This is a genomic window from Ideonella sp. B508-1 (genome assembly GCF_000333615.1).
In the GTDB taxonomy this organism is placed as follows: Bacteria; Pseudomonadota; Gammaproteobacteria; order Burkholderiales; family Burkholderiaceae_C; genus Ideonella.
In genome coordinates this window covers 1-10,749 of the sequence record NZ_BADL01000281.1, presented here as the reverse complement: position 1 = coordinate 10,749, position 10,749 = coordinate 1, and the positions used below count along the sequence as shown (strand labels likewise).

At 66.0% G+C, this 10,749-nt stretch carries 9 protein-coding genes; 5 read left to right on the top strand and 4 right to left on the bottom strand.

The window, feature by feature from the left end; genetic code table 11:
- Window positions 1–313: 313 nt before the first annotated feature.
- The 3 genes from I73_RS11905 to I73_RS11895 form a co-directional block, all read right to left on the bottom strand.
- Window positions 314–1,768: a tyrosine-type recombinase/integrase gene (locus I73_RS11905; RefSeq protein WP_022980819.1), complete on the bottom strand. Its 1,455-nt coding sequence runs from the start codon at window positions 1,766–1,768 to the stop codon at window positions 314–316.
- A 353-nt stretch (window positions 1,769–2,121) separates the two neighbouring features.
- Entirely contained in the window at window positions 2,122–4,371 is a 2,250-nt protein-coding gene (locus I73_RS27565; protein ID WP_051049186.1) for an ATP-binding protein, read from the bottom strand.
- A gap of 18 nt (window positions 4,372–4,389) precedes the next feature.
- Entirely contained in the window at window positions 4,390–5,145 is a 756-nt protein-coding gene (locus I73_RS11895; protein WP_026096632.1) for a response regulator transcription factor, read from the bottom strand.
- 148 nt (window positions 5,146–5,293) lie between these two features.
- On the opposite strand from I73_RS11895, the gene surE reads away from it, so the two are divergent.
- The 4 genes from surE to rlmD all read left to right on the top strand — a co-directional run bounded on the left by surE (window position 5,294) and on the right by rlmD (window position 9,225).
- Window positions 5,294–6,073 (top strand): 5'/3'-nucleotidase SurE, encoded by a 780-nt coding sequence (gene surE / locus I73_RS11890; protein WP_022980818.1) that lies wholly within the window; start codon window positions 5,294–5,296, stop codon window positions 6,071–6,073.
- Window positions 6,074–6,111: 38 nt separating this feature from the next.
- Complete coding sequence (locus tag I73_RS11885; protein WP_234409485.1) at window positions 6,112–6,897, top strand: protein-L-isoaspartate(D-aspartate) O-methyltransferase; 786 nt, start codon at window positions 6,112–6,114, stop codon at window positions 6,895–6,897.
- A gap of 21 nt (window positions 6,898–6,918) precedes the next feature.
- Complete coding sequence (locus I73_RS11880; RefSeq protein ID WP_026096630.1) at window positions 6,919–7,782, top strand: peptidoglycan DD-metalloendopeptidase family protein; 864 nt, start codon at window positions 6,919–6,921, stop codon at window positions 7,780–7,782.
- A gap of 87 nt (window positions 7,783–7,869) precedes the next feature.
- On the top strand, window positions 7,870–9,225 hold the full coding sequence (gene rlmD / locus I73_RS11875) for a 23S rRNA (uracil(1939)-C(5))-methyltransferase RlmD (protein WP_026096629.1): 1,356 nt from the start codon (window positions 7,870–7,872) through the stop codon (window positions 9,223–9,225).
- Window positions 9,226–9,293: 68 nt separating this feature from the next.
- On the opposite strand, the gene I73_RS11870 is transcribed toward rlmD, so the two are convergent.
- Complete coding sequence (locus I73_RS11870) at window positions 9,294–9,989, bottom strand: Bax inhibitor-1/YccA family protein (protein WP_022980814.1); 696 nt, start codon at window positions 9,987–9,989, stop codon at window positions 9,294–9,296.
- Between the two features lie 340 nt (window positions 9,990–10,329).
- Here I73_RS11870 and I73_RS27560 point away from each other — a divergent pair.
- Window positions 10,330–10,749 (top strand): carbamoyl-phosphate synthase domain-containing protein (locus I73_RS27560; RefSeq protein ID WP_040500291.1); only part of this gene is annotated, 420 nt, incomplete at its 3' end.

The window sequence follows — 10,749 nt, the reverse complement described above, 5'->3', positions numbered from 1 at the left end:
GTATCCGGCTGTGTTGATACTCGAACTGTGCCCGCGGGGGCACCGAATCACGCTGCTGCGCGATTTCGCGGCGCCGCCGGGGAGGACAAATCCTCTGGAATCAATCACATAGCTAATCGCCAACTCCGAGTGCTTGCGCTTGTGACATGGAACCGCAACCGCGAGCACAAAGGGCCGCAAGCACTCCGCGTGCTAACTACTTGATTCATAAGATTCACATTTCACAATGTGAAATAACACCAGACGCAATCGAGCCGCAGCCATAAAGACTGCAGCGTGGTGTATTTAGGGCCTCATCCCGAGGCCCGGAGGCTTACTTCACCGCGTGGAGTTTCGCGGCCCCCGCGGCGGGAGTGAATGCGACGCCGGCCTGCTCCAGCATCCAGGCTTCGATACGCTCGTGGTGAACTCGTAGTAAGTCCAGTGGCCTGCGCTTGTAATGCTTCTCGGCTGTGGCGCTGGGTTTGTGTCCCTGAATCTGTGCCACCACGCCGGCCGGGATTTCCATCCATTCTGTGAGGCTCGAAAAGCTGCGTCGCAGACCATGCAAGGTCAGCCCGTCAATGCCGGCCACTTTGCAGGCCCGGGTATGCGGTGTATTCGGCGGGGCTATCTGCCCGCTGGCGCTGGTTTCCAGCACATCACCGCTTGGTGCAGCGGTTCCTCTCGCAGCAGCTTTGCGGGCCCGCCGTTGGCGGTTGTGATCGTCCATGGCCAGTGTTCGCGTGGACGAAAAGACATAGGCATTGCGGCGGGGCAACTGCTCCAACAGCGCGGCAACGTAGGGCGTCAGTGGAATGGTCCGCTCGCCCTCCACCTTGTCGCGGATCGTCAGTCCCTTCCATTGCCAGTTCACATCGGCCCATTCCAGCGCCAGCACCTCCCCGGGCCGTGCGCCGGTCAACAGCATGACTTGCAGCGCGGCCGAGATGACCGGGTTTTGAATTCCCCGCACAGCAGCGAACCACGCGGCAAGCTGCTCCTTGGTGAGCACGTCATCCTTCACGCCGGGTCGGCCCAGCGATTCCCGGGCCCTCTTGGTTTTGGCGGGGTTCCGATCTGGCAAGAGGTCGGCGAAGCGCTGTTGCTCGGCGCACCAGTTCAGAAAGACCGTCAGTTGCCGCCAAGCTAAGCGGGCAGATGAAGGCCTCAATTTGCCCTCGTCTGCCGCCCATGCTTCGATGCGCTCAGAGTTCAATTCGCGCAGTGGCAGTGCCAGCAGTGCCGCCAGCGGGCCGGGCTTGGTCAAAGTGTCGGTCATCCCCCTGCGTTTTGAGGGGACGCCGCCGAGGCTGGCCTTTTCCAAGTGACTCAAGTAGTGAAGCTCACCCCAATGTGGTCGGCGCTCTTGCAGGTAGACCTCCCACACTTCGCGGGCCGGCATGGCTGCTTTCTGCTCCGCGGCGGCGCGTGCGACTTCCGCGGCTTGCTCGGCGGCGCGGGCTGCTGCCTGCTGTCGCTCTAACTCGCGGGGGTCGGTGCCGCCGTCCAGCATGACGGCGAGGCGGCGGGCTTCGGCGCGGGCGGCTTCAATGGTCCAGGCGCGCACGTCGCCAATGGTGCGGCGGATCGTCTGCTTATTTAGCTTGGCCTCGAACACAAAGGACTTCGCGCCGGCAGCAGTGACGCGGACTCGCAGCCTAGGCACATCCCGGTCCCTCAAAAATGCCTGCTGCTTGCCTTCTGGGCAGGTCAGGCGCTCGATGACGCCGGGGACGAGGTTGACCCGCTCGGACAGGTCAGGAGGTGCATTCTTGGGTCGTGCCATCGCGCATCTCTGGCTACACGAGGAGCGCCGTGTAGCCGTCATGTAGCCACTGTGTAGCCACTGTGTAGCCAATTTTGCGCTATTTAGATCAGTTTCCCCAAACACTCACAACACCTCGTTGGTCGTGAAAATTCAATAAGTCATTGATTTTGCTTGTTAATTCAAACGCTATCAAACACAGTGATATGGCATTTTTGCCAGATTGTGATTCTGGTTGTCGTGGGTTCGAGTCCCATCAGCCACCCCACCAAGACAAAATGAAAAGGGCCCTGGAGTGATCCAGGGCCCTTTTGTTTGTGCGGTTTGTTCGACCGGGCGGGGCTTTCTGGTTTCTTGCTCAGCCCCGAGGCATCTCAGGCTTCAGGCGTGGTGAGTTGCGGGATCTGGACTTCGCAGATCGTGCCGTGTGGGCGCCGCGTGCGCCAGGCCACGGTGCCGCCCAGACTCTTGGCCCGCTTGCGCACGCCGCCCAGGCCCAGGCCGGCGGACCACTTGGCCGGATCGGCCCCCACGCCGTCGTCCTCCACCAGGATGGTGAAGGTGCCTTGCCGCAGCTGGCAGACGATGTGCACGCGGCTGGCCTTGGCGTGGGCGATCACATTGCTCACCAGCTCGCGCAGCACGCGGGTGATGGCCGACCACTGCATCATCGACAGGGTGATGTCCTGGTCGTACTCGGCCTCCCATTCGAGCTGGCAGTGCACGGCCTCCAGGCGCAGCGTGATGTCGGTCTTCCATTCCGCGGAGGCCAGCGCCAGCGGATGGTTCTTGGCCGCCAGCCCGCGGGTGAGGGTCTTGAGGTCCTGCAGCGTGTGGCGGATGTACTCCTCCATCTCGGTGCTGGGGGCCTTGTACATCAGCGTCAGCAGCCGGGCACCAATGTCGTCGTGCAGGTCCTGGGCGATGCGCACGCGTTCTTCGCTGCGCCCGCGCTCGACCGCCCGGTCATGGGCCAGGGCGCGCATCAGCTGCTCGAGAATGCGATCGGCCAGCCGTGCATCTTCCTGCGCGAACAGGCGCTTGCCCCGTTCCGCGAAGCGCAGCACGACCGAGCCGCGCACTGAGGGCCCGTCCACCAGGTTGGGCAGGGGGACCACCAGCGCCGCGCCATTGCCGGCCACCATGCTCTGCTTGCTGCGGGCTTCGGTGCGCTCGGTTTCCAGCGGTTCGAAGACATTGCGCAGCAGCTCGATCATGCGGTCTGCGGCGCGCTCGGGCCGTGCCTCCACCTCCCGGGCGATGCGGTAGAGGTGCTGGAACATGCGCTCGGTGGTGAGGGCCCGGGCGCCCATCATCTGCCCCACCAGCCATTGCCGCAATGCCGCGTAGGCGCCCAGCGCCAGGAACAGGGACAGGGTGAGTGATGTGAACTGGCTGAAGGAGAAGACCGCCACGAACAGCAGATCGACCGAGGTGGCCACGGTGCTGATGCCCGCCAGCATCGCGAACTCGCGCATCACGTTCTGCGAGCGCGAGATGAAGGGCACCAGCAGGATGATCGAGGCGAAGAACACGCTCCAGATCACCGGGCCGACCGTGGCCACGGGCTGCACTTCCGGCGGAAGCATCGGCATCAGGGACACGGCCACGGTCAGCAGCACCAGGGTGGCCAGCGTGACCACCGCAAAGCGCCGCACCACGATGGCGAAGGGATGGGGCGAGCGCCGGTGGACCCAGGTCAGCAGCGCGATGCAGGCCAGTCCGTCGCCGATCAGCAGGCTCTGGCTCCACCACCACTTGTTGTCCAGCTGTCCACGGAAGGCGATCAGCGCGAAGAGCGCGGTGGCGCCCCAGGCGACCGCGGCCACCCAACGGCGGCCTGGCATGCGCACCGGATGCATGGCCGCGGCCTGGACCACGGCAGCGCCGGTCACGGCGTCCAGCAGCACCCGCACCAGGCTCTCGTGGGCCACCATCGCCGAGGGCAGGGCCATGGCCGGCACGGCGGCCACCGCAGAGATCAGGAGCTGCGCCGCCTGGGCGTGGGCCATGATGGCGTACAGCAGGTTGCGCAGGTTGGGTTGAACCAGCGGGACGATCCAGCCCACCAGGAACAGCACCATCCCGAAGGCGCTCATCAGCCAGAACATGGCGCCCAGGCCGGCATAACCCCGTGGCTTGGGCTCGATCGTGACCTGGGATGCATCGCGAAAGCGCAACGTGATCTGTCCGGCTTCCAACGCGTGGGCCGTGGCCAAGCGCACGACCTGCATCTCCTGCCGGCTGGGTTCGTGGCTGATCCAGCGGGCCGAGTGGGCGATGGCCAGCACGCCGAAAGGCATGACCTGGCCATCGGGGGTGGCGATGGATTCCAGCTCCTTGCCCAGCGATCCCTTGAGCTCCGGCATGCTGGTGTCGGCCAGCTCGAGATACCCATCCGCCGAGGCACGCCACTGTGCGGCCACATCGGGGTTGTTGGCCATCACCCTGGCCAGCAGGAAGATGGTGAGGCAGCCGATGATGGCGGCGGCCAGCAGGGCCTGCCTGCGCCAGCCGATGCGGCGCATGCTCAGGTCGCCGATGCTTCCCAGTGGATCGGCCTCAGAGGTTTCGCTGGCGGTCCAGGTGGGGGCGTCGATGGAGTCAGACCCGCTGCGGGACATGGAGATGCCCGCTTCCGGTCAGACCAGGCCCTGCTTGCTGGCCAGCACGGCTGCCTCGGCCCGGCTGGAGACGTTGAGCTTGCGGTAGATGGACTTGATGTGGTCGTTCACGGTGAACCACTTGATGCCCATCAGGTTCGCGATTTCCTTGATCGTGAAGCCCTTGCTGAGGTACGTGAGCACCTCGATCTCGCGGGGCGTGAGATGGGGCATCTCGACCTGGCGCTCGATCGGCACCGGAGCCTTGCCGGCGCTGCCGCTGCTGGGAACGTTGGCGTTGAAGGCGACGGTCGCCGCGGGCGGCGGCTCTGTCGGCGCAGGGCCGGTGCCCAGGCGGAAGTGGGTCAGCAAGCGCCGGGCGATGGCCGGTGACAGCGGGGGCTGGCCCAGCACGATCTTGCGCAGTTCATCCACCAGGACTTCGAACCGATCTTCCTTGAGCAGATAGCCGTCGGCACCGCACTGCAGGGCAGGGAACAGGTGCTCGTCGTCCGAGTACAGGGTGGTGACCACCTTGGTGGCGGGGTACTGGCGCAGTTCGTCCAGCAGCTCCAGGCCGTTGCCGTCGGGCAGCTCCAGGTCCAGCAGCATCAGCTTGAACGGATCGGTGCCATGCAGGCCGCCCGGGCCGGTCAGGGCGATCTGCGCGCGGGCGGTTTCCAGGTCACCCGCTTCGGTGATGGTGATGGGGTCGCTGAAGCTCTCTTTGAGCACGCGGGAGAGGAATTCCCGTGCGACCGGGTTGTCTTCGAGGATCAACACCTTCACTGACATGGAATGACCTTTACAACCTCAGAATCAGAGGGCATGCCTCACACCTCCCCATGCTAGCAGTTCACTCTTGGGCTGCCGGGGCCCTTGTTCGTGGGATGAGCAGATTTCATGCCGGCCACCCAAGGTGGCCTGCCTACAATCCGCCCGCATGAGAATCCTGATTGCCAATGACGATGGCTATCTCGCGCCGGGCCTGGCCGCACTGGTCAAGGCCTGCGAGGGCTTGGGCGACATCGACGTGATCGCCCCCGAGCAGAATGCCAGTGGCACCTCGAATGCCCTGAGCCTGCATCGCCCGCTGTCGGTGTACGAGGCCCAGTCGCCGGCTCAAAAGGGGTTCCGCTATGTTAATGGCACCCCTTCCGACAGTGTCCACATCGCGCTGACCGGGCTGCTGCCCATGCGGCCGGACCTCGTGCTCTCCGGGATCAACCAGGGAGCCAACATGGGCGACGACACGCTCTATTCCGGCACGGTGGCGGCGGCCATGGAAGGCTATCTGTTCGGGGTTCCGGCCATCGCCTTCAGCCAGGCGGAAAAGGGGTGGACCCATCTGGACGCGGCCGCCCGCACGGCCCGCCGGGTGGTGGAGTCCGTGCTGCCTCTGCTGGTGCCGGGTGGCGAGGTCCGGCCCTGGCTGCTGAACGTGAACATCCCGAACCGTCCCGACGCGGACGAGCTGCCTTGGTCGACCACCCGACTGGGGCGTCGGCATGCCAGCTCGCCGGTCATCGCCCAGACCAACCCCCGCGGTGAGCCGATCTACTGGATCGGGCCGGCCGGTGATGCGCGCGAAGCGGGAGAAGGCACCGATTTCCATGCTGTGGCGCAAGGGCGGGTGTCCATCACGCCGCTGCAGGTGGACCTCACCGACCACGCGATGCTGGACAGCTGGCGGCGGCGCTGGTCCGGGGTGGAGGGGCCGTGAGCGCGGACCCGCGCCCCAAGGGACGGTTCCCTGCCGCCTTGAAACCCACGCCTGCCCGCACGACGACTGTGAAGGGACCGCCCGAGCCCCTGCGTCCGCAGCGCCTGTTGGCCGAGGCCGCCCGCGATGCACGTCGGCTGACGCCGGCTTCGGGGCTGGGTCTGGACACGCCGGCCATGCAGCGGCGTATGGTGGAGCGCCTGCGCCAGGACGGTGTTCACTGTGAGCCGGTGCTGCAGGCCATGTTGGCGGTGCCGCGGCACCACTTTGTCGACTCCGCCCTGGCCGCCCAGGCGTACGAGGACACCAGCTTGCCGATCGGGCTGGGGCAGACCATTTCCAAGCCCTCGGTGGTGGCCCGGATGATGGAATGGCTGTTCCTGGGGCCCAACGCCCGGCGGCACGGCCACCTGGGCAAGGTGCTGGAGATCGGGACGGGCTGCGGTTACCAGGCGGCCTTGCTGGCCCAGGTGGCCCGACAGGTGACTTCCATCGAGCGGCTTCAGCCCCTGCATGACTTGGCTCGCCGCCAGTTGGCCAGGCAGTCGCCGTCGGCTCCGCACATCCAGCTGCTCTACGGGGATGGCATGCTGGGTCATCCTCCTCGGGCGCCCTATGACAGCATCGTCTCTGCCGCGGGGGGCGACGATGTGCCTGCCGCCTGGCTGGCACAGTTGGCTGTGGGGGGGCGACTGGTGGCACCGGCGCGTTCCCCGGATGGCCGCGCCCAGGTTCTCGTGGTCATCGACCGCACCGAACAAGGCTTCCATCGCACCGTGGGGGAGATGGTGCAGTTCGTCCCCTTAAAATCCGGGGTCTGTTGACCTCAGGGAAAAGCACACACCATGACTTTGTTCCGTGGGTACCGCAGGATGGCTCCGGCCGGCCTGCTGCTGCTGGCCGTGCTGGCCGGTTGCGCCTCCCCCAAGTACCAGGCCCCCGTCGAGGATCGCTCCGCGAGCCGCACGGGCACGCACGCGCCCGCCGAGGCCCCCAAGCCCGTGGCACCTGTGGAGGCCAAGCCGGGCACCTATATCGTGAAGCCCGGCGACACCCTGATGCGCATCGCGCTTGAAACCGGCCAGGCCTGGCGCGATCTGGTCAAGTGGAACAACCTCGACAACCCGAATGTGATCGAGGTGGGTCAGGTGCTGCGCGTGATTCCGCCGGGGACCGAGCCGGGCGTGGCTTCGGCCAAGCCGCTGGCGTCGGGCAAGGTGGAGACCAAGCCGCTGGACAGCGGCAAGCCTGCTTCTGCGGCGTCCACCGCGGTGTCGGCTGGCAGCGCCGCTGCCTCGGCCTCTGCGGCGCCTGCACCGGCCCCGGCCAAGGACGCTGACGACGACATCTCCTGGGGCTGGCCGGCAGGTGGCCCCGTGATCGGCGGCTTCGACGAGAGCCGCAGCAAGGGGCTGTCGATCGGCGGCAAGGCGGGCGATCCTGTCTATGCCGCCGCCGATGGCCGGGTGGTCTACGCCGGCAACACGCTCAGGGGCTACGGCAACCTGATCATCGTGAAGCACAACGCCAACTACCTCAGCGCCTACGCGCACAACCAGACGCTGCTGGTCAAGGAAGATCAGACGGTGCGCAAGGGGCAGAAGATCGCCGAGATGGGCGCCAGCGATTCGGACAAGGTGCAGCTGCACTTCGAGATCCGCAAGCAGGGCAAGCCGCTGGATCCGGCCAAGCTGCTGCCGCCGCGCTGAGCCTGCGCGCTGCGCGTTCGACGGCCGCCCCAGGGCGGCCGTTTTTGTTGGAGGGCCGATGAGGCCGGCACCGGGATAATGCAGGGCATGACACAGAAGGATGAATGGCTGAAGATCGAGTCGCTGGACATGGAGGCCCAGGGGGTTGCCCACAACAGCGAGGGCAAGGTCGTCTTCGTCGAGGGCGCGCTGCCCGGTGAGGAAGTCCAGGTCCAGGTCGGCAAGCGCAAGAACCAGTGGGAGCAGGCCAGCTACGTGGCACTGCGCCATGAGAGTGCCCAGCGGGTGCGCCCGGGCTGCCCCCATTTCGGCCTGCATGCCGGCGCCTGCGGGGGCTGCAAGATGCAGCACCTGGAAGCTTCGTCCCAGGTGGCGATCAAGCAGCGTGTGCTGGAAGACAACCTGGCCCATCTGGGCAAGGTGAAGCCCGAGCGTGTGTTGCGTCCCATCGAGGGGCCCACCTGGGGCTACCGCTTCCGGGCCCGTCTGTCGGTGCGCTATGTGGCCCGCAAGGAGACGGTGCTGGTGGGCTTCCACGAGCGCAAGTCGCGCTACGTGGCCGACATGAGTGTCTGCCCCGTGCTGCCGCCCCATGTCAGTGCCATGCTGGTGCCGCTGCGGGGGCTGATCGGCCGCATGCAGGCGCGCGACACGCTGCCCCAGATCGAGCTGGCCATCGGCGACGGCGTGACGGCGCTGGTGCTGCGTCACCTCGAACCCCTGTCCGAGGGTGATCAAGCTCTTTTGCGGGCCTTCGCGGCCGAGCAGGGCGTGCAGTGGTGGCTGCAGCCCAAGGGGCCGGACACCGTGCACCTGCTGGACAGCGACGGCCCCGAGCTGGGCTACAGCCTGCCCGAGTTCGGTCTGCGCATGCCCTTCAAGCCGACCGATTTCACGCAGGTGAACCACCACATCAACACCGTGCTGGTGGGGCGCGCGCTGCGTCTGCTGGACGCGCGGCCGGACGAGCGGGTGATCGACTGGTTCTGCGGGCTGGGCAACTTCACCCTGCCCATCGCCACCCGGGCGCGCCAGGTGCTGGGGGTGGAGGGCAGCGAGGCCCTGGTCCAGCGCTCGCGCCAGAACGCCCTGCGCAATGGCCTGAGCGACAAGACCGCCTTCGAAGCCCGCAACCTCTTCGAGATCACACCCGACGACCTGGTGGCCTTCGGCCAGGCCGACAAGTGGCTGGTGGATCCGCCGCGGGAGGGGGCGTTCGCCCTGGTGAAGGCCCTGGCGGATCTGCAGTCGGCGCCTCGGCCGGACTGGACGCCGCCACGGCGCATCGTCTACGTCAGCTGCAACCCCGCCACCTTGGCGCGTGACGCCGGCCTGCTGGTGCATGTGGCGGGCTACCGCTGCGTGGCGGCCGGCGCGGTGAACATGTTCCCGCACACCGCCCATGTGGAGAGCATGGCGGTGTTCGAGCGACCCGCGGCGTGACCCTGCCGGCGGAACGCACATGAAAAAGGGGCTCCGAGGAGCCCCTTTCTTCTATCGGCCCGAAAGCCTCATTCCCGGTCGCCACCGAAAACGCCCAGCAGCATCAGCAGGTTCTGGAAGATGTTGTACAGATCCAGATAGATGGCCAGGGTGGCAGTGATGTAGTTGGTCTCGCCGCCGTCGATGACGCGCTTGATGTCGAAGACCATGAAGGCCGAGAACACGGCGATGCACAGCACCGACAGGGTCAGCATCAGCGCGCTGGACTGCAGGAACACGTTGATGATGCCCGCGGCCAGGATGATCAGCGCACCGACCATCAGGAACTTGCCCATGCCGGACAGGTCGCGCTTGATGGTGCTGGCCAGCGTGGCCATGCCCAGGAAGACCAGGGCGGTGCCGCCGAAGGCGGTCATGATCAACGTGGCGCCGTTCGAGAAGCCGAGCACGAAGGCCAGCAGCCGGGACAGCATCAGGCCCATGAAGAAGGTGAAGGCCAGCAGGAAGCCGACACCCGCAGCGCTGTTCTTGGTCTTCTCGATGGCGAACATCAGGCCGAAGGCGCCCACCATGAACACCACCAAGCTCATCACTGGTGACATGGCGGTGAAGATGCCGGTCGCCACGCCGATCCAGGCGCCCAGGACCGTGGGGACCAGCGACGCCGCCAGCAGCCAATAAGTGTTGCGCAACACGCGCTGGCGCTGCGACGCCAGCGAGCCCGCTCCGGCATAGCCGGTATAGGTTTGCAGGCCTTCGTTCATGAAACCTCCGATGGTTGGATGGGAAGCAGCAGTCGTTGCCGACTGTGTCGGATGGACTCCGAGAGGGGAGTTTAGTTCCTCGGCGGCCAGAGAGGGGTCGTGTCGTGACGCAGCATCGCCTGTGGGCACGGGCCGATACCCAGGGCCCCGTTGCTGGCATCTCCCTTGGATGAGGGGGATAGGCTACAATAGACAGGTTTACCCTAAAACAAAGCCACCCAGCGAAACTCCGTTTCCGATCTGTCCTCGCCGAGCCCGGCACCCGTGTCTTCCAGCCCCCTGGATGGCTCGCAGTGCGGTTCAGGTCACGGGCTGGGTGCGCGAAAACCGGAGTGTTCCCTTGCTGCCCGTCTTGCCCCCCGCAATCCTTGCACTCGCAGACGGCACGGTCTTTTCCGGCACCTCGATCGGCGCAGCCGGTCACACAGTGGGTGAGGTGGTGTTCAACACCGCCCTCACCGGCTACCAGGAAATTCTCACCGACCCGAGCTACTGCCGGCAGATCGTGACCCTCACGTATCCGCACATCGGCAACTACGGCGTCAACGACGAGGATATCGAGGCGCCCAAAGTCCATGCCGCTGGTCTGATCATCAAGGACCTTCCGGTCCGACTGTCCAATTTCCGCGCCACGCGCTCGCTGCCGGACTACCTGGCCGCCGAGGGCACGGTGGCCATCGCCGACATCGACACCCGCCGTCTGACCCGCGTGCTGCGCACCACCGGTGCCCAGAACGGCTGCATCATGACCTTGCGGCCG